The 23,934-nt window shown below is 36.9% G+C and carries 23 protein-coding genes; 15 read left to right on the forward strand and 8 right to left on the reverse strand.

Annotation, left to right across the window (positions count from 1 at the left end; all coding sequences use genetic code 11):
- Nucleotides 1–47: 47 nt before the first annotated feature.
- Nucleotides 48–1,190 carry a DEAD/DEAH box helicase gene (locus J2T03_RS03200; RefSeq protein ID WP_307209386.1) on the reverse strand — a complete coding sequence of 381 codons (1,143 nt, stop codon included), beginning with the start codon at nucleotides 1,188–1,190 and terminating at the stop codon, nucleotides 48–50.
- A gap of 207 nt (nucleotides 1,191–1,397) precedes the next feature.
- On the opposite strand from J2T03_RS03200, the gene pncA reads away from it, so the two are divergent.
- Nucleotides 1,398–2,003, forward strand: coding sequence for a bifunctional nicotinamidase/pyrazinamidase (pncA, locus tag J2T03_RS03205; RefSeq protein WP_306842565.1), 606 nt, complete (start codon nucleotides 1,398–1,400; stop codon nucleotides 2,001–2,003).
- A 199-nt stretch (nucleotides 2,004–2,202) separates the two neighbouring features.
- On the opposite strand, the gene J2T03_RS03210 is transcribed toward pncA, so the two are convergent.
- Nucleotides 2,203–3,123 carry a pseudouridine synthase gene (locus J2T03_RS03210; protein WP_444861140.1) on the reverse strand — a complete coding sequence of 307 codons (921 nt, stop codon included), beginning with the start codon at nucleotides 3,121–3,123 and terminating at the stop codon, nucleotides 2,203–2,205.
- Between the two features lie 365 nt (nucleotides 3,124–3,488).
- Between J2T03_RS03210 and aroB the strand changes: the two genes are divergently transcribed.
- The 5 genes from aroB to J2T03_RS03235 all read left to right on the forward strand — a co-directional run bounded on the left by aroB (nucleotide 3,489) and on the right by J2T03_RS03235 (nucleotide 8,210).
- Nucleotides 3,489–4,535 (forward strand): 3-dehydroquinate synthase, encoded by a 1,047-nt coding sequence (gene aroB / locus J2T03_RS03215; RefSeq protein WP_307209388.1) that lies wholly within the window; start codon nucleotides 3,489–3,491, stop codon nucleotides 4,533–4,535.
- Nucleotides 4,536–4,814: 279 nt separating this feature from the next.
- The gene (locus tag J2T03_RS03220; protein ID WP_306842561.1) at nucleotides 4,815–5,450 is read left to right on the forward strand and encodes a porin family protein; all 636 of its coding nucleotides are present in this window, start codon (nucleotides 4,815–4,817) and stop codon (nucleotides 5,448–5,450) included.
- A gap of 322 nt (nucleotides 5,451–5,772) precedes the next feature.
- A complete protein-coding gene (locus J2T03_RS03225; protein WP_307209390.1) occupies nucleotides 5,773–6,456 on the forward strand; it encodes a porin family protein in 684 nt (227 codons plus the stop codon).
- Between the two features lie 4 nt (nucleotides 6,457–6,460).
- The gene (locus J2T03_RS03230) at nucleotides 6,461–7,153 is read left to right on the forward strand and encodes a porin family protein (RefSeq protein WP_307209391.1); all 693 of its coding nucleotides are present in this window, start codon (nucleotides 6,461–6,463) and stop codon (nucleotides 7,151–7,153) included.
- Nucleotides 7,154–7,502: 349 nt separating this feature from the next.
- Nucleotides 7,503–8,210: a porin family protein gene (locus tag J2T03_RS03235; protein WP_306842558.1), complete on the forward strand. Its 708-nt coding sequence runs from the start codon at nucleotides 7,503–7,505 to the stop codon at nucleotides 8,208–8,210.
- A gap of 155 nt (nucleotides 8,211–8,365) precedes the next feature.
- Here the strand turns inward: J2T03_RS03235 and J2T03_RS03240 are convergent, their stop codons facing one another.
- The 6 genes from J2T03_RS03240 to J2T03_RS03265 all read right to left on the reverse strand — a co-directional run bounded on the left by J2T03_RS03240 (nucleotide 8,366) and on the right by J2T03_RS03265 (nucleotide 15,141).
- A complete protein-coding gene (locus tag J2T03_RS03240; RefSeq protein ID WP_307209392.1) occupies nucleotides 8,366–9,313 on the reverse strand; it encodes a glycerophosphodiester phosphodiesterase family protein in 948 nt (315 codons plus the stop codon).
- A 139-nt stretch (nucleotides 9,314–9,452) separates the two neighbouring features.
- Nucleotides 9,453–10,952 carry an amidophosphoribosyltransferase gene (gene purF / locus J2T03_RS03245; RefSeq protein WP_306842555.1) on the reverse strand — a complete coding sequence of 500 codons (1,500 nt, stop codon included), beginning with the start codon at nucleotides 10,950–10,952 and terminating at the stop codon, nucleotides 9,453–9,455.
- A 140-nt stretch (nucleotides 10,953–11,092) separates the two neighbouring features.
- Nucleotides 11,093–11,812, reverse strand: coding sequence for a phosphoribosylaminoimidazolesuccinocarboxamide synthase (purC, locus tag J2T03_RS03250; protein WP_306842554.1), 720 nt, complete (start codon nucleotides 11,810–11,812; stop codon nucleotides 11,093–11,095).
- A 33-nt stretch (nucleotides 11,813–11,845) separates the two neighbouring features.
- Complete coding sequence (locus J2T03_RS03255; RefSeq protein ID WP_306842552.1) at nucleotides 11,846–12,541, reverse strand: DUF3307 domain-containing protein; 696 nt, start codon at nucleotides 12,539–12,541, stop codon at nucleotides 11,846–11,848.
- Between the two features lie 2 nt (nucleotides 12,542–12,543).
- Complete coding sequence (locus J2T03_RS03260) at nucleotides 12,544–13,149, reverse strand: SatD family protein (protein WP_306842550.1); 606 nt, start codon at nucleotides 13,147–13,149, stop codon at nucleotides 12,544–12,546.
- A 123-nt stretch (nucleotides 13,150–13,272) separates the two neighbouring features.
- Nucleotides 13,273–15,141 carry an endonuclease gene (locus J2T03_RS03265; RefSeq protein ID WP_307209394.1) on the reverse strand — a complete coding sequence of 623 codons (1,869 nt, stop codon included), beginning with the start codon at nucleotides 15,139–15,141 and terminating at the stop codon, nucleotides 13,273–13,275.
- 193 nt (nucleotides 15,142–15,334) lie between these two features.
- Between J2T03_RS03265 and J2T03_RS03270 the strand changes: the two genes are divergently transcribed.
- From J2T03_RS03270 to J2T03_RS03310, 9 genes are all read left to right on the forward strand, one after another.
- Nucleotides 15,335–16,474, forward strand: a complete 1,140-nt coding sequence (locus J2T03_RS03270) for an acyl-CoA dehydrogenase family protein (RefSeq protein WP_306842546.1) — start codon at nucleotides 15,335–15,337, stop codon at nucleotides 16,472–16,474.
- A gap of 15 nt (nucleotides 16,475–16,489) precedes the next feature.
- Nucleotides 16,490–16,987, forward strand: coding sequence for a DinB family protein (locus J2T03_RS03275; RefSeq protein ID WP_307209396.1), 498 nt, complete (start codon nucleotides 16,490–16,492; stop codon nucleotides 16,985–16,987).
- A 204-nt stretch (nucleotides 16,988–17,191) separates the two neighbouring features.
- Nucleotides 17,192–20,119: a reprolysin-like metallopeptidase gene (locus tag J2T03_RS03280; RefSeq protein ID WP_307209397.1), complete on the forward strand. Its 2,928-nt coding sequence runs from the start codon at nucleotides 17,192–17,194 to the stop codon at nucleotides 20,117–20,119.
- A gap of 457 nt (nucleotides 20,120–20,576) precedes the next feature.
- Nucleotides 20,577–21,290: a glycohydrolase toxin TNT-related protein gene (locus J2T03_RS03285; protein ID WP_306842541.1), complete on the forward strand. Its 714-nt coding sequence runs from the start codon at nucleotides 20,577–20,579 to the stop codon at nucleotides 21,288–21,290.
- Nucleotides 21,291–21,300: 10 nt separating this feature from the next.
- The gene (locus tag J2T03_RS03290; RefSeq protein ID WP_307209399.1) at nucleotides 21,301–21,720 is read left to right on the forward strand and encodes a hypothetical protein; all 420 of its coding nucleotides are present in this window, start codon (nucleotides 21,301–21,303) and stop codon (nucleotides 21,718–21,720) included.
- A 191-nt stretch (nucleotides 21,721–21,911) separates the two neighbouring features.
- On the forward strand, nucleotides 21,912–22,379 hold the full coding sequence (locus tag J2T03_RS03295; protein ID WP_116011702.1) for a nucleoside triphosphate pyrophosphohydrolase family protein: 468 nt from the start codon (nucleotides 21,912–21,914) through the stop codon (nucleotides 22,377–22,379).
- Nucleotide 22,380: 1 nt separating this feature from the next.
- Complete coding sequence (locus tag J2T03_RS03300; protein ID WP_306842538.1) at nucleotides 22,381–22,947, forward strand: TlpA family protein disulfide reductase; 567 nt, start codon at nucleotides 22,381–22,383, stop codon at nucleotides 22,945–22,947.
- A gap of 2 nt (nucleotides 22,948–22,949) precedes the next feature.
- A complete protein-coding gene (locus tag J2T03_RS03305; protein ID WP_306842536.1) occupies nucleotides 22,950–23,555 on the forward strand; it encodes a DUF4230 domain-containing protein in 606 nt (201 codons plus the stop codon).
- Between the two features lie 13 nt (nucleotides 23,556–23,568).
- Nucleotides 23,569–23,751 carry a hypothetical protein gene (locus tag J2T03_RS03310; RefSeq protein WP_306842534.1) on the forward strand — a complete coding sequence of 61 codons (183 nt, stop codon included), beginning with the start codon at nucleotides 23,569–23,571 and terminating at the stop codon, nucleotides 23,749–23,751.
- Nucleotides 23,752–23,934: the final 183 nt, after the last annotated feature.

Here is a 23,934-nt window from a genome sequence, read left to right on the forward strand (position 1 = left end):
AAAAAGCCTCAATTCTAAAATTGAAGCCATATATTTCCATTTATCTACTAATAACCATGCAGATCAATTCCCTCCGTTCTCTGTAAGGTCACTTTCCTGCCCATTTTCTTTTGAATCACTCTGAAATGCTGTAATTCGTCATCCGTCAGAATATTAATGGCAGTTCCTTTTTCGCCTGCTCGTCCCGTTCTACCAATTCGGTGAATGTAATCTAAAGGCGAGCGCGGCAATTCATAATTGATAACACAAGGTAAGGATTCTATATGGATACCCCGGCCAATAAGGTCTGTAGCAACTAAAATCTGAGCCCCATTTACTTTAAATTCTTCTAAATTATTTCTACGGGCACCCTGCGATTTCTGACTGTGAATGGCTACTGCTTTAATTTTATTTTTTTTAAGTTTTTCCACTAAATTATCTGCAGATCTTGTAGATGAAACAAATATGAGGGCTTTTTCAACTTTCTTTTCTTTAATCAGATAGCGCAAAAAAGGGCCTTTATTTTCCGGAGAAACGTGATAGGCTAACTGCTCAATATTATCAATTTCTACTTCTTCTTTTTTGATCTCAATAATCACCGGATTAATGGATAAGCGTTCCTTCATTTCAGAAACCTTATCATTTAAAGTTGCTGAAAACAGGGTCGTTTGTTTCACTACAGGCATCATGGCGAAAAGCTTATTCATTTCTTCACCGAAACCTAACTGGAACATTTTATCTGCCTCATCAATTACTAAATGCTGGATTCCTGAAATACTCAACGCATTATGATCAATTAAGTCCAATAAACGGCCGGGCGTTGCAATAAGAATTTCTACACCAAACATTCCTTTCATCTGCGGATTGATAGAAACACCGCCATAAACAGCCATTGTACGGACTTCACGTTTTAAGTTTTCTGTAAAAGCTCTGAAAACTTCATCAATCTGAATCGCCAGTTCACGGGTAGGAACTAATATTAAAACCTGGACATTACGGTCTTTTTTTATTTCTGAATTCTGTAGTTTTTCTAAAATAGGCATCACGAAGCAAGCTGTTTTTCCGGAACCTGTCTGCGCAATTCCCATCAGGTCTTTTCCCTGAAGAATAACAGGAACAGCCTGCTCCTGAATCGGAAATGGTTTCAGATACCCTAATTTGTTGACAGAACGAATAATATTGTGTGATAATCCTAAAGACTCAAATGACATAAAAATACTTATTTCATGCAAAGATAAGCTATTGATATTTGACATATAATCCGAATGGGATCTTCTATAAAGCAAAAAGTCTAATTATTTTAGTTTCTAGGATCTTGCTCTATCTGTTTTTTTTAATTTTATCTTGCCGATTTGTCCGATAATTCAGTTTTGGAGAGTTTTTTGAGTAATTTTATCAAAAATTCGAGAAATCTAAATATGAAAAAAGCGTTAATAATCGTAGATGTACAGAATGATTTCTGTGAAGGCGGCGCATTAGCAGTTCCGGAAGCCAATGAGGTCATTCCCTATATCAATCTTCTGATGGAAGAAAATGAATATGACCAGATTGTTCTCACTCAGGACTGGCATCCTGCCGACCATAAAAGTTTTGCCAGTAACAACAACAGAAAAGTTGGAGAAAGCATTATCCTGAATGGAGTTCCACAGTTTATGTGGCCGGATCATTGTATCCAGGGTACTTTCGGGGCGGAATTCCACAAAGACCTGAACAGAGATAAAGTAACCCACATCATTCAAAAGGGGAAAAATACAGAAATTGACAGCTACAGCGGATTTCAGGACAATAATCACTTTATGAAAACTGGACTCGATGATTTTTTAAAATATCATGAGATCCAGCTGCTTGAAGTTGTTGGTCTTGCCATGGATTATTGTGTGAAATTTACATGTACGGATGCAATTGCAAACGGATATATCACATGCCTTCATTTCAATGGAACGAAAGCAGTTAACGTAAAGCCGGATAATGGCAGAGATGCTATTTATGAGATGATTCAGAAAGGAGTTACAGTTCTGGGATAGGACTTTAGCTATATAAATAATGAATTTTTGGCAAGCCCTACAATTGCTTTAATAAACCGATAAAAAAATGCGCGGAAATAAAATTTCCGCGCATTTTTTATACTTATAATTTTCTTAAATGATTCAATAAGCTGGGCTTTCAATTATGATCCGGAATCAACAGATTCACCAGTCGTCATAATTTATAACTCAAACTCGGTTAAAGCATTTTAAGATTATTAACTTCCAGATCTGTAAGGATCCTCCAGTGTCCACGTTTGATATTCTTTTTCGTAAGACCTGCAAACATTACCCTGTCTAAAGCTTCCACTTCATATCCAAGTCTTTGGAAAATTCTTCTGATCACACGGTTCCATCCGATATGAATTTCGATTCCTATCTCATTTTTCGGTTTTCCTTCAATAAAAGAAATCTGATCTACAACTGCTATCCCTTCATCAAGGCGGATACCTTCCACAATCAGTTTCATATCTTCATGGGTTAGTTTTTTATCCAGTGTTACGTGATAGATTTTTTTGGCATCAAAAGAAGGGTGAGTCAGCTTTTTCGTCATATGCCCGTCATTTGTTAAAAGAATAACTCCAGTTGTAGAACGATCCAGCCTTCCTACAGGAAACAAACGGTATGGTGATGCATTAGCAACCAGATCCATCACTGTTTTTCTGGCTTTGTCGTCCTTAGTTGTAGAAATATATCCCTTTGGCTTGTTCAAAAGGACATATACCGGCTTTTCCGGAGTAATACCCTGTCCATCGAAAACTACTTTATCAGTCTTCTGAACCTGATAGCCCATTTCATTCACTACTACTCCGTTTACTTCCACAAGTCCCTGGGTAATCAGTTCGTCAGCCTCTCTTCTGCTGCAGATTCCTGAGTTGGCGATATACTTATTAAGACGGATGGTGTCTTTATGAACATCTTTTTCAATTTTGTTTAGCCTTCTTTTCTGTACAAAAGATCTCGCCTTATCATCATTTTTGTCATCTCCGCCGGACGGTCTTCTTCCGTATTTCAGGCTGCCTCTTTCATACTTGTCTCTGGTATCAAAACTCTTTCCCCCTCTTTTAGGAGCCGGTTTGCCAAAAGTCTTTCTCTCACGTCCTTCGGTTGAATTCGTGATGTAAGCTCTGCTCTCAGTCTTAGCTGCAGGATCTTCATCTTTGCCGGCAAAACTTTCTCCGCTTTTCTTAAAAGGTTTGGGTTCAAACTTCGAATTGCTTCCTTTATAGTCGGAATTTCTTTCACCAGCTTTTGGAAAAGACTTCTTAAAAGGTTTTGATCCTGAAGAATTTCCAGATCTAGAAGCACGAGAATCATCAGAATTGTTTCTTGTTGAAGTTCTTGGTCTTTTTGGTCTTTCTGAATTATTGTTATCTCTGCTCATTCTAAAAATTTCTGCAAAGATAGTAATTTAGTTACGAGTTAAAAATTAAGAATCATAACTTTGCAGAATAGTTTTATTTTAATTTTATAGAAACTCCAATAATGATAACAATATTAAACGATGATTTTTCTCAATTAAATAACTTCCTGCACGAAAAATCTTTCAGTAAGATCTTTATTTTAGTTGATGAAAACACCCACGAATATTGTCTTCCTGTGCTTTTGGGCAATATGGAAACAAACTTAAACTTCGAAATTTTAGAAATTGAAGCTGGTGAAGAAATGAAAAATATCCAGACTGCCAACCAGCTATGGGAGATTCTTACCGAAATGCAGGCAGACAGAAAAGCACTTGTTATTAACCTTGGTGGCGGTGTGATTACGGATATGGGTGGTTTTGTTGCGTCAACCTATAAAAGAGGAGTTCAGTTCATTAATATTCCTACTACCCTTTTATCAATGTGTGATGCCTCTATCGGAGGAAAAACGGGTATAGACCTGATGCATTATAAAAATATGGTAGGAACTTTTGCATTCCCTGAACAGATTTTTATTTACCCTAAATTTCTGGAAACACTTCCATTTAAAGAATTACGGAGTGGTTTTGCAGAAATGCTGAAGCATGGCCTTATCGCCGATAAAGCTCATTGGGAAAGTCTTATTCAGGTCCACAAACTCGATGTAGAAGCGGTAGTTCCCCATATTCAGACTTCAATGGATATTAAACAGGAGGTAGTGGAAAAAGATTTTCATGAAAGAAATATTAGAAAGACCTTAAATTTCGGGCATACAATCGGACATTCCATAGAAAGTCTCTGCCTTAGCCAGGGAAATCCTATCCTTCACGGTGAAGCCGTTGCTATGGGAATGATTTGTGAGGCCCATCTGGCTTATCTTGAAGATCTTATTACCCAACAGGAAGCCGACGGGATTATTGAAAATATTCAGAGGTACTACCCTTACCTTGACATAAGCGATTTTACAGATGAAAGCATTACTGCACTTTTGTTAAATGATAAAAAAAATACGGACAGTAAAATTAATTTCTCATTAGTCTCAGGAATCGGTTCATGTACATATGACCACCAATGCAGTCAGGAAAACATTTTAAAGTCTTTGGATTTTTACAGAAAACTGAATAATGCTTAATTTTTTTATATAGAAAGAATCATCTTTCCTTATTATTTTCACGGATAATAATTTAGACTGTCTCTAAACAAATGTTTGATTTTAATCATAAATAATTGATAATCAGATAATTGCATTATCGATATCTACTTTTTAAACGTCTATTTTAACTGACTTTTATCATGTTGTTTGTTTTTGGCAAGCAATTTGAAAGATACTCTGCGTCAAACTCAGTAGTAAGTTTTTGACAGTAGTAAAATTTAAAATTAGAAATAGTAAAATATTAAAAAAATTAAAGTTATGAAAAAGTTAATTTTAGGATTAGCAGTAACTGCAAGTTCATTAGCATTTGCTCAACAGACTCCATCATCTTCTTCTAACCCGGTAACATTTGGTGTAAAAGGTGGAATGAACGTATCTTCTCTTTCTAAAGACGAAGGTTTAGATGATCAAAAATCTAAAATCGGTTTCAACGCAGGGGTTTTTGCTAATATTCCAGTAGCAGAATCATTCAGTGTTCAGCCTGAGGTATTGTACTCTCAATATGGTGCAAAAGCAGATTACACTTTATTAGGAACTAAATATTCTTCTTCAACAAAATTAGATTATATCGCAGTACCGGTAATGTTCCAGTACAACCTGATCCCTAATCTTTATTTAGAAGCAGGTCCTGAATTCGGATTCTTGGTGAGTGCAAAGAATAAAATCAAAAATGAAAATAACGGAAATTCTTCTACTTCCGATAACTACAAGGATGATTTGAAAACATTCAACTTTGGTATTGGTTTAGGAGCAGGATATTACTTCACTCCAAACTTTGGAATTACAGCAAGATATGTTGCTGGTCTTACAGATGTTGCTAAGGACAGACCTAACGGATCTGACGCAGTAAAAAACAATGTATTCCAGGTAGGATTAGCTTATAAATTCAAATAGTAAGCTTTAACATTCAGAAACAAATTTTATATTCAATAGAAAGCCGGATTAATTTATTTTAATTCGGTTTTTTTATGTGCATAATTCTTAATCTGCTTTTTTGGCAAGGAGTTTGCCTATAGTAGATAAGCGCTGAAAGCATTGCTATTTTGTCAGTGTCTACAGCCAAAGTTTCTTCATATATAAATTGATTTCAAATAGAAAGGGCCAGGTTTATTTATTTAAGCCTGACTTTTTCGCTTTCAATATGATATTTGTCATTTTATTCTCTTTGGCGGGAATTTTGCTGAAGTATGGGGAAATAAATTAAAACTTTATAATCATGAAAAAACTAATTCTAGGATTAGCAATGGCAGCAAGCCTTTCGGTTAATGCTCAGGAAAAAACTAAATCTTCTACGCCCGTTACATTTGGAGTTAAAGCTGGATTCAATGCTTCAACGCTAAGTAAAGTGGACCAGTATGATAATGACCAGACACTGAAGCCTGGTTTTAATGCAGGAGTATTTGCCAATATTCCGGTAGCAGAAAAATTCAGCATCCAGCCGGAGCTTCTTTTTAATCAGTTAGGTTCAAAAACTGAAGAAAGAGAAGTGTATTATATTAATTCTGACAGATACAAAAGAGAGGTAGATTATAAGAAAACACTGAACTATCTTACCATACCTGTAATGGTACAGTATAATATTCTTCCTCAGCTTTATGTAGAAGCTGGTCCTGAATTTGGGTTTCTGTTAGGAGGAAAAGACAAAGGAGATATTACAACTGTCAAAACTTCTGGAAATACTACCAATACACAGGCAACGACCTTTTCAGAAAAAATCGTTAAAGATTTATATAATAAATTCAATTTCGGAATCGGTATTGGTGCCGGATATTATTTTACACAGAATTTTGGGGTAACAGCCAGATTTACTGCCGGTATTACAGATATCTATAAAGAAAACAGTTCAGATGCCGTTAGAAACAACGCATTCCAGGTAGGTGTAGCTTACAAATTCAAATAATAATATGAGAAAATTATTTTTAGGATTAGCCGTTACGGTAGGCTCATTGGTATTTGCACAGGAAAAAACAGAAACAAAATCTAAATCTCCCATTACTTTTGGAGTAAAGGGAGGAATGAATATTTCTTCTCATACTGATGGAAACGAGGCTACTTATTATTGGTCAAATTATGAGCGAAAGGCAAAAATTGGTTTTAATGCAGGAGCTTTCGTCAATATCCCGATTTCGGGCAAATTCAGTGTTCAGCCGGAAATATTGTATAACGGACTGGGCTCAAAAATAGAAAGCACCATAAACTTTGATATTCCTGATGCCAGAATGAACAATAAAGAAACCTTTTCATTAAGCTATCTTTCAGTTCCATTAATGCTTCAGTATAATCTACTGCCTGAATTATATGTAGAAGCAGGTCCTGAATTCGGATTCCTTCTGGGCGGAAGATCTAAAGGAGATCTTACCCAAATCAGCAATCAGGATGGAGCAAGCAGTACTCAGAGTTATTCTGATAAAATTGTCAAGGATTTATTCAATAAATTCAATTTTGGAATAGGGATCGGAGCAGGATATTATTTCACTCAAAATCTTGCAGTTACAGCCAGATTTACAGCTGGAGTAACGGATATCTATAAGTACAATACATATGACGCCGTCAGAAACAACGCATTACAGGTTGGTTTAGCTTATAAATTCAAATAGAGGTATATATTTTCAAGATAATGTCGGATCATTTTGGTCCGGCATTTTTATTTTCCACCCCTGAAAAGGATACAGATTCAAAATTTCAATTGACTCTTCTTCCATTTTAACTCTATGTTAAATCGACAACATAAATTCAATTTTACTAAAAAACATTATTGTAAAACAAATTTCCATAATATAATTTTTCTTAAAAAACAGTTAAAAACACAAACCATGTAATATGGAAAACCTTCACTAAAGCCCTTTAAATAAGGGGTTTTGAAGTTTGGCAAGCATTTTGCAAAATACATCAAGTCTGATTGAAAAATCGGGTGAAAGTAAAATAGTAAAATTAAAAAATAAAATTATGAAGAAGTTATTTCTAGGGTTGGCAGTTGCTGCTGGCATGATGACGTTTGCTCAGGAAACAAAAACAGTAAGCACAGAACCAATCAAAAAAGAAACACAGCCTATCAGATTCGGTATTAAAGCAGGTGGAAACTCATCTTATTTCAGTGAGCAGAAATTGAGCCTTAACAACCAGAAAATCGGATTTCATGCAGGGGTTTTAGTTAATATTCCACTTTCTCAGAAATTCAGCTTACAGCCGGAAGTTTTATACAACCAATTAGGAGCCAAAAGTGTGATCTCTTCTACGGATGTAACTGTTGGTGATACCAACATTAAAACGAAAAGCGATTACAAAACTACCATGAACTATATTTCAGTTCCTTTAATGGTACAGATGAGACCTACAGAGAGATTTTACGTAGAAGCAGGACCTGAGTTCAGCTATTTTATCAACGGGAAAAATTCTGGAAACAGTACTATTTCTACCACTACAGGAGGTGTAACAAATACTCAATCTGTATCTAATTCAGAAGACATTGATAAAGATAACGTTAACAAGTTTAATTTAGGTCTTGGTTTAGGTCTTGGATATGATATTACTCAAAATATTGGGATCAACGCAAGATATATCAACAGTCTTACGGATATGAGAAACCAAAAGCCTGAGGGTACTGAGCCATTGAACCACAGAACATTCCAATTAGGCTTGAATTATAAATTCTAACAGAAGACAATCAATTATTTAACCTAGTAAAGCCCGGACTTAAATTTTTAAGTCCGGGCTTTCGTTTTTATGGATTTGGGAAAGATTTTAGACGGAGACATGAGTTTTTATATCAATCAGTAACTAAACTCTCAAACCGTATCCGGTAGCTCCAATTATTCAAATATTCGCGGATCATCACTGATCACTCCATCTATTCCCATATCTTTTAATTCTTTTAATCTTTTTTGAGTATTGACTGTCCAGGGAATAACTTTCATACCCAGCGCATGGCATTCCTGTACAAGTTTTGAAGTAACAAGTGTATGATCGGGACTGTAAATGGTTGGGACAAAACTCAGAAATTTCATATCTCCGGCTACGCCATTCAGATGATCTGGATACTGCCTGAATCTCGCTGCAGGTATATTTTCGAAATGAGTCTGCTGTTGTGCCAGTTTTTTATCATCAACTTTTTCCACCAGTAAAGCGGTCATGATCTTAGGATATTCCTTATGAATGATTTCCAGTGTTCTGGGATCGAACGACTGAATAATGACACGGTCCTGAATTCCTTTTTGTAGAATAATTTTCATCATCAACTCTACAAATTCCTTTGGTTCAGGATGAAATATATTGTCAGAGAAAGGACGTGTTTTGGTTTCTATATTATAAAAAGGTAAAGATCTTTTCAGTTCCCGGGAGTAAGCCTCACATGCATCTATTACGTCTGAGAAGAGCGGTTTTTGAGCCGTCATCTTCTTTTGATCAGGATAATTATTAAGCTTCTTTAAACCTACGTCAAATGTTTGAATCTTTGCATAAGGCATATCATAAATTTTATAGTAAAAACCGGAGTCTTTGGGAATATAAGTGCCATCCGGTTTTGTTACCAGCTCAGGAGAAAGAAAAGCATCATGGGAAAGGATTACTTTTTTGTCTTTTGTAATAGCCAGATCCATTTCCAGTGTTGTGATATTCATTTTTAAAGCATTCTTCATAGCCGGAACGGTATTTTCTGGATATAAAGATTTTCCACCGCGGTGTGCCTGCTTATCGAAAGACTGAGAGAAATATAACTGGGCAAATCCCAGAAAAAGGCCTGTTAAAAATATGTTTTTCATATGAAGCTTTAATCGTATAAAATTAAAACTTGCCTTTATATTGTATGATACAGGAATATTAAACTTTTGATACATTTATACAAACAAAAGAGCCAGATTTACAAACCTGGCTCTTCATTTATTTCAAATCGTTAGACTATTAATTGAATAATTCTACCTCCTCTCCTTTTCCTACCGGATATTCTTCTGTAAAGCATCCGAAACAGTGATTGGAAGATCCTAGAATTTCTTTCAGACTGTCCGTGCTTAAAAATTCGAGTGAATCTACACCCAGGTAATTTCTAAGCTCCTCGGTAGTCATGTTGGCCGAAATCAGATCATCTTTTGAAGGGGTATCTATTCCTAAATAGCACGGTGCAATAATAGGTGGAGAAACACTTCTGAAGTGGATCTCTTTTACGCCTGCATCTTTCAGAATTTTCACCAATCTCTTGGAAGTAGTTCCTCTTACGATAGAATCGTCTATGATCACTACTCTCTTGTCCTTGATCTCAGAAATAATTGGGTTAAGCTTAAGGTTCACTACCCTTTCTCTCATCTCTTGGGTTGGAACAATGAAACTTCTTCCGATGTATCTGTTTTTGATGAGAACCGGACGGAAAGGGATTCCTGAGGCCTTGGAAAAACCAATAGCTGCCGGAACTCCTGAATCCGGAACTCCAATTACTACATCAGCTTCTACAGGAGCCTGTTCCCAGATCTTTTCGCCGGATTTCTCCCTGATCTCGTATACATTGATATTTTCTAAGGTGGAGTCAGGTCTTGCGAAATAGATGTATTCAAAAGAACAAATCCTTTGCTTGCCTCTCGCTTCATTGACCATATAAGAATTAAGCTTACCCGGTTCGTTTTCATTTGTATAAATGATTTCTCCAGGAAGAATATCACGTACATACTGAGCGCCCACAGCATCCAGTGCGACAGATTCGGAAGCTACAACATAAGTTTTTTCGTCAACAGCTCCTAAAACCAACGGACGGATCCCGTTGAAATCCCTGAAAGCAAAGAATTTATTTCTGGTCATTCCTACTACGGAATAAGCGCCTTCAATTTTCTCCATGGTCGCTTTAATGGCTCCTCGAAGTCCTAAATCAAGATTTTTCTGGATCAATCTTAAAATGACCTCAGAATCGGAAGTGGCTCTGAAAACTACGCCTTCAGCTTCCAATTCATTTTTTAATTCTCTCGCATTGGTAAGGTTACCGTTATGCGCTATAGAAAGAATAATCTGGTCGTATTCGTTTTTCGCGAAGAACGGCTGGAAATTATACTTCTTTTTGTCTCCTGCAGTAGTGTAACGGGTATGCCCGATTGCAGAATTTCCCATAAAAGCTTCAGGATCCTGGATCTCTTTATAAACATCCAAAACCAAACCCTCATCTTTCATATTGGTGATTTTTCCGTCTTTTAAAACAGAAATACCGCACGCTTCCTGGCCTCTGTGCTGTAAAGCAAAAAGACCGAATTGCGAAAGAGAAAACGTATCAAGATCATTATCAGAATACATTCCGAAGATACCGCACTCCTCATTTGGAGCATCCAGTCTTTCTTCTTCTTGCGTTCTGAAAAGATTTCTTCCGTAGGTTTGAGTTTCAAACTGTTTTAAATATTCACTTTTATGAATGTCTAAACTTTTCATTTCTATTTTTTCTATTCTAGATCTAAGAAGTCAGATTTCAGATTTCAGACTAAAAACCAACTTCAAATTTTAATTTTGTTTGCTAACAGATCATTTTCCAGCGCTTAAAACTCTAGCATCTGGTATCTGACATCTGAAATCTACTTATTCAGTAAAGTTTTCAGTCTGTTGTAGATCTCCACATACGCTTCGGTAACTTCACCAAGATCTCTTCTGAATCTGTCTTTATCCAGTTTTTTCATGGTATCTTTATCCCAAAGTCTGCATGTATCAGGAGAAATTTCGTCTGCAAGGATGATCTCTCCATCTGCAGTTTTTCCTAATTCAATTTTGAAGTCAACCAGGATGATGTTCATCTTATCAAAAAGATCAATCAGTATTTCGTTGATGTCAGAAGTAAGCTCATACATTTCATCAAGCTCCTCATACGTTGCTGCTCCTAAGAAAACGGCGTGGTGATCGTTGATAAGCGGATCTCCCAATTCGTCTTTTTTGTAGCAGATATCGAAAATGGTAACCGGAGATTTAATTCCTTCTTCCACTCCTAATCTTTGAGCCATGCTTCCTGCAGAATAGTTTCTTACCACCATTTCCAATGGAATGATAGATACTTTTTTTACCAGCTGCTCTCTTTCGTTCAATTGTTTAATGAAATGAGTTTTAACCCCTTTTTCATTTAAGTATTCAAAAATAAGAGTGGTGATGGCATTGTTCATTTCACCTTTCAAATCAACAGATCCTCTTTTTTGAGCATTAAATGCTGTAGCGTCGTCTTTAAAACGTACTACTACTTGATCAGGATTATCGGTAGCAAATACTTGTTTTGCTTTACCTTCGTACAACATTTCTTTCTTTTCCATTTCTAAATTCGTATTAGTTAGATTTATTTTATATTACTTAATTAAAATTCCTGTTAAAACAGCCAATCCGAAACTCAGGAGTGTACCGATGAGTACATATTCCGTGAGCTTTCTCTGCTTGGCCTGTGCCAGATCACTGAATCTGAAAACCGATTTGGCAGCGACCATAAAACCTACTCCTTCCCAATGATTCACCATGATAAAGGTAAAAACAAGAAGACGTTCTAAAATTCCTATATATTTTCCGGCACTCGATAGAGATTCGGTCTGTAAGCTGCTTTGTGTTTCCGGGACCGGAGTCCAGGAAGACAATAATATTTTAATGAAAATAGAGGCAGGTGTTGATAGAAACAACGCTGCCATCACTATTTTTAAAACGTTCTGATTTTGCAGAAAACTGAAACTGAATTCTTTGAAATAAAACGAAATTCCTGCAATCACAAGAATATGCAGTATCTGATCAATGAAAAACCATCTTTTCTTATTCTTTACGTTTTGAAAGATCAGTTTTGAGGCATCAATCACAAGATGAGTGATCCCAATCACGATGGCAACCCACCACAGATCTGTATTCCATAGAAAAACAAAGCTTAAAACAGTATGGATCAGAACATGAAAATACAGGTACGGGCTTTTCAGTTTACGGCGTTCCTTATCTGCAACCCATGAATTTGGCTGAAGAATAAAATCTCCGAGTAGATGTGCCAATATGAGTTTAGTAAAGATCATGTTTACAGTTCTGAGATTTTCTTTCTAAAATATTGATTAGTTTCTACGATAAGATCGTAGTTGGCACGTTTCAGTCTCTGGCTTACCGAGGACTGTGAAATAGCAAATTTCTTGGCAAGATCTTCCTGTGTGATATCCTGGTTCATGATCATTTCGTGAATGATCTCTGCCGTAGCTACCGTCCAGTTGTCGAAATCTTTTGAAGACCATTTCAGGAGAATGTTTAAATCCCTGTCCACAGCTTCGTTCGAGGTTTTTATAGAAACGGTGTGACCGTCACTTTTAAGATCATTCAGCAGTCTTCCGGAATGTACATACGCTGTTCCGTTGGATTCTGTGATTTTTTCAGAGGAAAAATTCTCTTCACCGATACCTATGGCAATTCTTACATCTAAATTTTCCTGACTTCTGATAAGGGACTTAATGGCTAGAAAACGCCAGAACACTTCATCAATATTACATTTGAACTGAAACTCGTCGCCTCTGTAGATTTCCCATGCGAGCGGTGAACTTCCCCAGTTTTCCAGGAGATTCTTAAGTCTGGTAATCCAAACTTCTGTGTCTGCATGCTGTGAATTTATAATATCACCGGTTATGACCGCTATCATTGTGCAAATATAAGCATAATTACTTATAAATAAAAAATATAAGCAGAAACCCTTATAGATATTGATTATTAGTGAATCTGCTTATATCAATGATGCTTTAAACAGCAACTTTAACCGTCTATTTTATTTTTTGATGAACTGGTAGGTTTTATCATCCAGCTTTAAGAAATAGAAACCAGCCGGAAGGTTTTGTACTGAAATATGTTGCTTATTTCTGAACGGATTCTTTTCACTATAGATTACTTTTCCTGAAGTATCCAATACCTGAGCTGTTTTAATATTCTGAGTTTCTCCGCTTACGAAAAGATTATCATTAACAGGATTCGGGTAGATTTTAAATTCATTGTTTGGAGTAATCATATCAGTTACAGATAGGGTTCCACCTAGATTCTGACAGTAATTTACAGGATAAGAATCCCACTCACTGATGCTGAAAACAGCTGTTGGTTGGCTGACAGTACTTTTTCTGTAGAGTGAAACATCAGCCAATACTGAAAAATTGGATTGGCTTTTAATTCCTATTGCATCAACAGTGGTAGATTTATAGCGTAATTCAACATAATTATTCCCATTAAAAGTCATTTGCGGAGCAGCTGTTACAAATTTAGCCTGGCTGATTGAATAACATGAGAAATTAGCAGAAGGGTTCAAAACAACGAATGTCTCATTATTCTGAATAGTGCCTTCCATTTCAAAAGGTGCAGGAAAATAATAGGTCCCATTTGTCCCGGGAAGCTGAATGGATAGTCTATAATCATTCAGGTTTACAGGGTGACCTGTCTTATTGGTGATTTCAATGGCTCTATTATTAGCAGATCCTTCCAGATATTTTGAAATCCAAAGATCTTTAGCGTAAATATCTGAGGCTAAAGTGGTCACGGAAACAGTATTGCTGTCAGGAGAAAGCAGATAGCCATTGTCATAAGCCTTTACAGTAAAATTATAAGCAGTTGAGGGGTTAAGGTGATCAATACTTATAGACGTTCCTTTTGTAGTCGCCACCAGGCTTCCATTTTGATAAACCTTATATCCGGTAATATCCGCATCCGGACTTGGAGACCAGCTTAGAGTCGTAAAATAGGTACTGGTCTGTGTCGCAGTTAACCCAGAGGGCACCTGAGGAGGAACAGTATCAGGCGTCTGTCCCCAAATGGCAGCCACCCACTGAGGATTATCAATAAATGGATTTCTATTATTCTGAACAGCATACACTTTATTGTTTCTGTCAATTTCCCTTTGTGATACAGGATCCTGAGCATGCCACTGCAGAAGCATAGCAATATAGGAAGGCTCAAAAGCACGCTCTTCTGTTCCGTCCAATGGATTGCTGTCAGAAGCAGGATTAGCGTCATTGTTAAAATTAAATGCTCCCAGCTTCCCTTCATACCGCACCGCAAAATATAAAAGACTTCGTGCAACATCTCCCTTGAATTCTGCAATAGGCTCATATACACGTCCTGTGTAGACCCAATTTGGAATAGCACTGTTCCCTATTTTCGAAGAATTGGTGAAAGTATAATAGATAGTATTGTTAGCAATCCCATAAGGATAGTTGCTTCTCAGCTGATTAATTTTAGCATCAGTAGGAATGACATAAAACAAATCGGAATACATGGGATAGCTGCTGTAAAATGTACTTTGAGGCATCATGTGTTCCCTGTTCCATCCATCTCCCTCCGCTCCCGAACTTCCGATCATCTGGCCACTAACATATTCATATGCATCTGTCCCGGAAGGAATTTCAGAATAAATATCCAGTAAAAAGGTGGTGTTGGATGCATCGTGGTCATAATAGGTATCAAGATCGGTCTGATTATAAAGATTTTGTAAATCACCATAATGCCGGTTGACGTTTTTTTCAGAAATAATATCGTGCAGCTTAGACTTCAATGCATAGCCTGTAAGTCCCAATGTTCCAGCATAATATCCGGCTGGAGCCTGGGCAGAAACAAATGTAGAAATTAGAATAACAGGTAGTAAAAGTTTTTTCATTCCTTAAAAATTGGCAGACTAAAATAGTAAATTAAAACACTTAAAGTTCTGAAATTTTTATTAAAAAATCATTAATTATAAAAATATAAGAAATTGATTATTAAAATATTGCGTATATGGCCCTATGAGCTAAATAATTATTTTTGGCTTTCCGTCAATTTAATTATCTTTGGGAACTAACTATTTTATCTATATGAACACAGAGACTATTGACAACATTAAAATGATAGCGGAAACAGCAAGAGAGTTTGCTGAGAAAAATATCAGACCGAATATTATGGAGTGGGACGAGAGCCAGACATTTCCAAAAGATTTATTTCACCAGTTAGGAGAAATGGGATTTATGGGGATTGTAGTTCCTGAACAGTATGGAGGTTCCGGTTTAGGTTATCATGAATATGTTACTATTCTGGATGAGATCTCTCAGGTAGACCCGTCTATTGGCCTTTCTGTGGCTGCACACAATTCACTTTGTACCAATCATATCTATGAGTTTGGAAATGAAGAGCAGAGAAAAAAATGGCTTCCTCAGCTTGCTTCAGGAAAAGTTATTGGTGCATGGGGGCTTACGGAGCACAATACAGGTTCTGATTCAGGAGGTATGTCTACCACTGCTGTAAAAGATGGTGATGAATGGATCATTAACGGAGCTAAAAACTTCATCACACACGCTATTTCAGGAGATATTGCCGTAGTGATGACAAGAACAGGTGAAATAGGCGCTAAAAACAACTCTACTGCTTTCGTTTTGGAAAAAGGAATGCCGGGTTTTACTTCAGGAAAGAAAGAAAACAAACTGGGAATGCGTGCTTCCGAAACAGCTGAACTTATTTTCGACAGCGTTCGTGTACCGGATTCACACCGTTTAGGGGAAGTTGGAGAAGGATTCAAGCAGGCCATGAAAATTTTGGACGGTGGAAGGATTTCTATTGCAGCTTTAAGTTTAGGAACAGCAAGAGGAGCTTATAAAGCTGCTTTAAAATATGCTAAAGAAAGACATCAGTTCGGAAAGGCAATCGCTGAATTCCAGGCGATCAACTTTATGCTTGCTGATATGGCCACTGAAATTGATGCTGCTGAACTTCTGATCCAGAGAGCTTCAACATTGAAAAATGCTAAACAAAAAATGACTAAGGAAGGTGCAATGGCAAAGTTGTATGCTTCTGAAGCATGTGTAAGAATTTCCAACAATGCGGTTCAGATTTTTGGCGGATACGGATATACAAAAGACTTCCCTGCTGAGAAATTCTACAGAGATTCTAAACTATGCACCATTGGTGAAGGAACTTCAGAGATCCAGAGACTGGTAATAGGAAGAGATATTACAAAGTAATTAAATATAACACAAATGATTAAACAAGCCCTTTTAGGTGAATTTCTGTATGAAGCAGAAAACACGAGAAAAATTTTAAAAGCCATTCCGGACAGTGCTTTAGGCTGGAAACCGTCTGAAATAAACTGGACAACCGGGCAGCTTGCTTCCCATATTGCCGAAGTGTATAACTGGTATGACTCTACTTTTAATCTGGATGTTTTCGATATGGGAACTTACCAGTATGATAAGGGAGATATTTCCAAAGCCGGGAATATTGTGGCAAAATTTGAAGAAAATGTTGCCAGAGCTCAGAAAGCTTTGGAAAATTCTGACGAGAGCACTTATTTTAATGACTGGAAAATGGAAATGAACGGAAATATTATTTTCCCTCCTGCCCAAAAAATACAGGTAATCAGAGGGTTTTTGTACAATCACCTGTATCATCACAGAGGTGAGCTTGTGGTTTATCTAAGATCTACAGGAAATAAAGTTCCCGGACTTTACGGACCTACTGCTGATGATAAAATGTAATTGAGAATTATTCCATCAATAAATGAATAGCATACGTATTTTACGTATGCTATTTTCTTTTTTTGAGATAATGAGTTTTCAACTATGCGCAATGTATTGCATAATATATTAAATGTATACTCTAAATTTTTCTTAAATAATTTTGTTTTTCATAAAATAATTTTTATTAGCTTTGATATTCCACAATCAAAAAGAAAATTTAATATGAAAAAACAATTATCCATGATTGGAATGCTTCTTATTACGGGCATTTCTTTCGCGCAGACTGACCGTCTCTGGAGTGAAGGTTCAAAAAAAGCACCTTCAGACATTTTTGAAAACAAAACCCGAATTACTAACCCTAAAATCTATAGCTTAGATTTTGAAGGACTGAAAAACGCTCTCGCCAAGGCCCCAAAAAGACTTGCTCCGGGAGAAAAATCAGAAATTATTATTTCTTTCCCTAATTCTGAAGGGAAGATGGAAAATTTTAAAGTAAGGGAAAACTCAAACTTTGACCCTCAGCTTGCTGCGAAATATCCGGATATCAAATCTTATGTAGGCGAAGGCCTGAATGATCCCAATTCAACAGTCTATTTCAGTATTTCTTCACTTGGCCTTTCTTCTATGGAAATCTATGGTGATAAATCTGCCGTTTTTATTGAGCCTTACGCCAAAGACCTTTCTTCTTATGTAGTATACAGAAAGTCCGACAAAAAAGATGATCTCAATAAATTCGAATGTACCGTTATCGATGTAGCACAAAAAGGAGTATCCAATACCCTTGCTGCAAGGCCGAACGCAGATGATGCGAAACTGAGAACATTCAGACTGGCTCTTTCGACTACCGGAGAATATACTACCTATTTTGGCGGAACCAAAGCGAATGCTCTTGCTGCCATTAATAACACAATGACCCGTGTAAATGGTGTTTTTGAAAAAGATTTTGCAGCAAGAATGGTTCTTATTTCCAACAATGATGCTGTCATTTATACCAACGCCTCTACAGACCCCTATTCTGCGGCTTCCGGAATGAGCAGCTGGAATTCTCAGCTTCAAAGTACACTGACCTCTGTGATTGGAGAAGCCAATTATGATGTCGGGCATTTATTCGGAGCTTCCGGAGGAGGCGGAAATGCAGGGTGTATCGGCTGTATCTGTACAAACGGTTCAAAAGGAAGCGGGTACACTTCTCCGGCAGATGCTATTCCTTCAGGTGATAATTTTGACATTGATTATGTAGCCCACGAATTAGGACATCAATTTGGAGGTAACCATACTTTCTCTCACGGAAATGAAGGTACAGGTGTTAATATGGAGCCAGGATCAGGATCTACCATTATGGGATATGCGGGAATCACCGGGCAGGATGTGCAGCCCCATTCGGATGCATTTTTCCATGCTGTAAGCATCCAGCAGATCACCAATAATATCAAAGCTAAAACATGTCCGGTAAGCACTTCTACAGGAAATGCCATTCCTACAGCCAATGCAGGTCTTGATTATACCATTCCAAAAGGCACACCATTCATGCTTACGGGAACTGGAACTGATGCTAACGGAGATTCTTTAACTTACATTTGGGAACAGATGGATAATGCATCATCATCCCAAACCGGAGCAAGCTCTGCAGCAAGTGCTACCAAAGCATCAGGCCCCACTTTCAGATCATGGACTCCCACCACTTCTCCAACAAGATATTTTCCAAGAATGGCATCTGTCTTAACAGGAGGTACTACTACTGCAGGTTCAGAAATAACGGTGGAAGCACTATCCAATGTAGCAAGATCTTTAAATTTCAGATTTACTGTTCGTGATAACAGAGCCGGAGGTTCAGGAAATAATTCTGATGACGCTCTGATCACTGTAAATGGGACAGCAGGACCTTTCAGTGTTTCATCACAGAATTCAGCCACTACTTATTCCGGAGGAAGCTCACAAACTGTTACATGGAATGTAGCCGGAACAACAGCCAATGGCGTAAATGCTGCCAATGTAGATATTCTTTGGTCAACAGACAGCGGAAATACATGGACTACTCTTCTTGCCGGAACTCCGAACGACGGAACTCAGGCGGTAACTATCCCTAATTCATCTACGACAACAGGAAGAATTATGGTAAAAGGTTCAAATCATATTTTCTTCGATGTTAATAATGCAAATATCACTGTAAATGCAGGTTCAGGAGGTACAGATACGGTAGCTCCTACAGCACCTACCCTTGCGGCTTCCGGAACGACTTCTACTACAACCAATCTTTCCTGGAGCGGTGCTACGGATAATGTAGCGGTTACAGGTTACGATGTTTATCAAGGTGCTTCATTGATCGGTTCTACAGCATCTACAACATATACGGTAACAAGTTTAACGCCTGCCACTACTTACAGCTTTACTGTTAAATCTAAAGATGCAGCAGGAAATATATCGCCTTCAAGCAATACAGTGAGTGTTACAACACTTTCCGGAGGTACGGTGACTTACTGTACAGCTTCTGCAACCAATACGGCAGATGAAAGAATAGGAAATGTGAAATTCGGAACCATTAACAATACTTCAACAGGAACTGCGGGGTATGAAAACTTCACTTCTATTTCTACCAATGTAACAAGAGGAAGCGCTTATACCATCTCTGTGACTCCTACTTGGACATCAACGGTTTACAGCGAAGCTTATGCAGTGTACATCGATTATAATGGTGACGGTGATTTTACAGACAGCGGAGAATTAGCATGGTCTAAAGCGGGCTCTACCACTACTCCTGCAACAGGAAGTATCACTATTCCTGCAACTGCTGTAATAGGTTCTACTAGAATGAGAGTTATGATGAAGTACAGCTCTGCACCAACTTCTTCATGTGGATCTTATACTTACGGACAGGTTGAAGACTACACCCTGAATATCGTCTCTTCAGGAAAAAGAGATCTTCTTGATACCAAAGATCTGATCACTGATATCAAGCTTTATCCAAACCCTGTAAAGGATAGGTTGCATATCTCAAATACAGCCTCAGAAGATTATAAGATCTTCGATATGGGTGGAAAACTAATCAATTCAGGAAAACTGGAAAGAGGCGGTGTGAATGTAAGCGGACTTATTAAAGGAGCTTATATGATCCAGGTTGGAGAAGCTGCCAAGAGATTCATTAAAAATTAATAACCATTATTTAAACACTTTGAAGACTGCCTTACCGGCAGTCTTTTTTATTGGAAATAAGAGATTTCTGATGGCTCACGAAGCTTAATTTCTTTATAAATAATTTGTATAAAATCTATAAAACCGATTGATTAATACATTTAAAACTAACATAATATTTTATTGTTAAAAAATTGATTAATATTTGAAATTTTTGATTTAAATTTATCACTCAAATTATTTTTTTCATTGTATCGTTTGCCTAATCAGTATTTGAGATAGATCCGGACCGGATTATTGGCTGATGATGTGATTCTCTTTAATTCCAATTCTTAAGAACATCAACTTTTACACTGCCAAAACCACTGGGTTACAGAAATGCCTTTTTATAAAAAAGACGACCCTATCTCATGCTATAATTTTATCAAAAATAACAGAACCATTTATTCAGAAAACTAAAACCACTAAAACTTTTACCATGAAACATTTATTTAAGTACATCTTTTTATTGACAACCGTGTTTTTTTCAGTTGCCTGTAGTTCGGATAATGAAGAAACTGATAATCCAACGGGAGTCGTTACCCATGTATTCTATAAAAATTCGGATGAGTTTGCTTTAACTTATGACCCAGCCGGAACTGTAAGTCAGACAATCAGAAACCAGGCGTTTGACTTATATAAACTGGGAAAATGGACTGAACTGGAGGCTCTCTTTAATGCTAATAACCTTAATGGCGGATGGCCTCCTGCTAACGGTGGCTATAATATCGTTGATGATGTTCCTTTTCAGGCGGGACAAAAATTCGACAGATACAGCGGGGCCATTGGAAATTATGAAGGAAACGGGAATCCAACTTTGGGAGGAAGTTTCACAAGCCCGATCATTAACGGATATGTTTATACTTTTTCACAAAGAGCTTTAAACCAGCCTGAAAACAAATATGATTTCTATTATGAAATAGACGTTCTGAATAATTTATTACCTTTCAAGTCTCAAACAGCTGATGTAATTCCATGGTTTAATCAGATTGGCGGAGGAAAACAGACGATGTGGAAAATTCCGATCGATGTCGCAACAGGTTATCAGAAAACATGGAATAAACTGGCACAGGAAGGCTATATTAAAATCACCATCAAGAAAAGCCCAAGCGGAAAGTATAATAACCTGGTAGGAACCGTTATCCAGCAATAAATAAGCTCAGATGTATTCAATATCAAAAAAAATAACCCTCAATAAGCAGGCTCTCATTGCAAAGAATCATTTCAGCAACGATGAAATAATTCCGGCGGCTTTAACAAAATTCACCTGCTGTAATTGCGGCCATCAAAACACCGTTGAAATTTTCCCGTATGAAACCGGATTTCCAATCTTCCAGATCTATAATGAAGATAAAGTTTTATCTAAAAATGAATTATTACATAACCAAATTGTTACCGAAACCTCCCAAAGAATGGTTCATTTTGGAAGCTTAACGGTAAATGATTTACCGACATTATATTTTGGTACCGACTGCCAGGCTTGTCATTCAAAATATATCTGTGTATTCAGCTATGGTGAAAAGCAACCCGGCTTAACGCTTTTAAATATTTCAGGCATCTGGCAGTATGAAGAATTAAAATAATATTTTCTTTATGTTTTAAAATCAATTAGAAAGATTTTAACAATAAAAATAATCCACAGTTTAAGCTGTGGATTTTTAGTGAAAACATGTTTGTAACCAACGATTTTTAACCTTTTATCAGAACAGATATCTAATAGCTATTACACATTTTCCAAAATCGTTTTCTATCTTTGCTGTAAATAATAAAATTCATGGATAAAATTGACAGTCTGAACCAAGTTGCAGAATTCCACACCACTTTTAAAGCCCCTATTTTAGATACACCACAAATTCCTTCCCAGGAAAGATGCAACCTTAGAGTTGAACTTCTTCAGGAAGAATTAAATGAATTAAAGCAGGCTATTGCTGATAATGATATCGTAGAAATAGCTGATGCCCTGTGTGATCTTCAATATGTTTTAAGCGGAGCTGTACTGGAATTCGGACTTGGCAATAAATTTGTAGAGCTATTCAACGAAGTACAGCGTTCCAATATGTCTAAAGCATGTGATACTGCAGAACAGGCAGAGGAAACTGTAGCATTTTATAAAGAAAAAGAGGTAGAATCTTTTTATGAAAAATCAGGAGAGAAATTTAACGTCTACAGAAAAGCAGACCATAAAGTTCTTAAGAATAAGTACTATTCCCCTGCAGATTTAAAAACAATTATCGAAAAATAATATGAAAAAATTTATTACCAATATTATTGCTGTTTCAAGTTTTGTTTTTGCTTCCCAGCAGTTCAGTGCCCAAAAAGTGGTAATGAACCGTGAAGTAGACACTCAGAACGACGGCAAAATGCTTTTAGGGAACCAGTTCAAAGAACAGTTCTTAAAGGCTCCTTATGCAGACTGGTATGTGAAAGAGCATGACGAATATGCGGTTGACCAAAAAGCGATCAGCGAGCTAAAGAAAGCTAAGTTCAACACTTATTCTCTTGTTGTTTTTATAGGAACATGGTGTGAAGACAGTCACAGAGATTTTCCAAGGCTGATGAAAATTCTTGAGGAATTGAAATACCCGGATAATAAGCTGACAATCATCGCTGTTAACCGCAAAAAGGAATCCCCTACCGGAGACGAAGTTCGTTATAACATCCAGAAAGTTCCAACCATTATTGTTGAAAGATATGGCAAAGAAATAGGTAGGATCATAGAAATGCCTAAAACAGGATATATTGAAAGAGATCTGGCTGAAATCCTGAAAAAAGACGACAGTTCTGTAATCAAAGAAATTTTTAACAAATAAAGTTGAGAAATTACAAAGTAATCATATCATTTGCAGCGGGAATTTTCGTTATGCTGATTCTGTTCTTTGGGCTTAAATCATGCTTTAATCTAGGTGAAAAGACGGAGAAATCGGATTATTATATTCTGACCAACCAGATTTCCAAAATGAACAAAATGGTAGTCATGGAGCAGAATATATCCAGCATGCAGAAAACCAAGATGGGCTATGAGGTGTTCGGGAAAGAGGTGTCAAACAACAGCATTATTACCTATACCAAAACCAATGCGCAGGTTTCTTATGATCTTAACAAAATGAAGATAGAAGTAGATTCTATCAACAAAAAGCTGGTTATCACTGAACTTCCTGATGCGGAAATAAGAATTACACCAAGCGTTGAGATCCAGTCGCTGGACGATTCTTTTTTCAACAGAATTTCAGAAAAAGACATTAAAAATGTGACACAAAAGGCTAAAGAAACTGCGGTTAAATCTATTAATGAGAATCAGCTGAGAACGGAAGGCCGTAAACAATTAATGGAAAATCTTAACAATATTTTCGTTTTGGCAAAAGCTTTGGATTATACCATAGAAGATGAAACCGGCAAGCTCGGTGTTTTAGGACTCTAAAAAATATAAAGCTATGGATTCAAAAGACAACAAAAAGAAAGAATCTGCCAACAGTGCAGAAACCAAAAAACAGAACCAGGATTTCCAAAATATTCCTGCTTCGTCAGAAAAGAGCAATCCACCTGATATTGATAAAGAAGATGTTCAGAACTCCTCGAAAAACAAATCAGGAAAAACGGATAATACTAAGAAATAAACCAAAAAGGTTCTGCTCAAGCGAGCAGAACCTTTTTTACTGATAAGCTGTTTATAGATTTTCGGAACACCTAAGTTGGGTAAGATTACAACATATAAGCTTTAATACTATTTTTGTAATTTTAAACGAAAGATTCCGCCCCAGCGGGACAGAACCTTTCTAACTAATCTATTATTTATGTGA

This window comes from Chryseobacterium lathyri, from assembly GCF_030812195.1.
Classification (GTDB): domain Bacteria; phylum Bacteroidota; class Bacteroidia; order Flavobacteriales; family Weeksellaceae; genus Chryseobacterium; species Chryseobacterium lathyri_A.

Bases quoted from the DNA above. Each gene is read 5' to 3' on its own strand.
- J2T03_RS03200 (WP_307209386.1), bottom strand. From the start codon at position 1,190: ATGTCATTTGAGTCTTTAGGATTATCACACAATATTATTCGTTCTGTC.
- pncA (WP_306842565.1), top strand. From the start codon at position 1,398: ATGAAAAAAGCGTTAATAATCGTAGATGTACAGAATGATTTCTGTGAA.
- aroB (WP_307209388.1), top strand. From the start codon at position 3,489: ATGATAACAATATTAAACGATGATTTTTCTCAATTAAATAACTTCCTG.
- J2T03_RS03220 (WP_306842561.1), top strand. From the start codon at position 4,815: ATGAAAAAGTTAATTTTAGGATTAGCAGTAACTGCAAGTTCATTAGCA.
- J2T03_RS03225 (WP_307209390.1), top strand. From the start codon at position 5,773: ATGAAAAAACTAATTCTAGGATTAGCAATGGCAGCAAGCCTTTCGGTT.
- J2T03_RS03230 (WP_307209391.1), top strand. From the start codon at position 6,461: ATGAGAAAATTATTTTTAGGATTAGCCGTTACGGTAGGCTCATTGGTA.
- J2T03_RS03235 (WP_306842558.1), top strand. From the start codon at position 7,503: ATGAAGAAGTTATTTCTAGGGTTGGCAGTTGCTGCTGGCATGATGACG.
- J2T03_RS03240 (WP_307209392.1), bottom strand. From the start codon at position 9,313: ATGAAAAACATATTTTTAACAGGCCTTTTTCTGGGATTTGCCCAGTTA.
- purF (WP_306842555.1), bottom strand. From the start codon at position 10,952: ATGAAAAGTTTAGACATTCATAAAAGTGAATATTTAAAACAGTTTGAA.
- purC (WP_306842554.1), bottom strand. From the start codon at position 11,812: ATGGAAAAGAAAGAAATGTTGTACGAAGGTAAAGCAAAACAAGTATTT.
- J2T03_RS03255 (WP_306842552.1), bottom strand. From the start codon at position 12,541: ATGATCTTTACTAAACTCATATTGGCACATCTACTCGGAGATTTTATT.
- J2T03_RS03260 (WP_306842550.1), bottom strand. From the start codon at position 13,149: ATGATAGCGGTCATAACCGGTGATATTATAAATTCACAGCATGCAGAC.
- J2T03_RS03265 (WP_307209394.1), bottom strand. From the start codon at position 15,141: ATGAAAAAACTTTTACTACCTGTTATTCTAATTTCTACATTTGTTTCT.
- J2T03_RS03270 (WP_306842546.1), top strand. From the start codon at position 15,335: ATGAACACAGAGACTATTGACAACATTAAAATGATAGCGGAAACAGCA.
- J2T03_RS03275 (WP_307209396.1), top strand. From the start codon at position 16,490: ATGATTAAACAAGCCCTTTTAGGTGAATTTCTGTATGAAGCAGAAAAC.
- J2T03_RS03280 (WP_307209397.1), top strand. From the start codon at position 17,192: ATGAAAAAACAATTATCCATGATTGGAATGCTTCTTATTACGGGCATT.
- J2T03_RS03285 (WP_306842541.1), top strand. From the start codon at position 20,577: ATGAAACATTTATTTAAGTACATCTTTTTATTGACAACCGTGTTTTTT.
- J2T03_RS03290 (WP_307209399.1), top strand. From the start codon at position 21,301: ATGTATTCAATATCAAAAAAAATAACCCTCAATAAGCAGGCTCTCATT.
- J2T03_RS03295 (WP_116011702.1), top strand. From the start codon at position 21,912: ATGGATAAAATTGACAGTCTGAACCAAGTTGCAGAATTCCACACCACT.
- J2T03_RS03300 (WP_306842538.1), top strand. From the start codon at position 22,381: ATGAAAAAATTTATTACCAATATTATTGCTGTTTCAAGTTTTGTTTTT.
- J2T03_RS03310 (WP_306842534.1), top strand. From the start codon at position 23,569: ATGGATTCAAAAGACAACAAAAAGAAAGAATCTGCCAACAGTGCAGAA.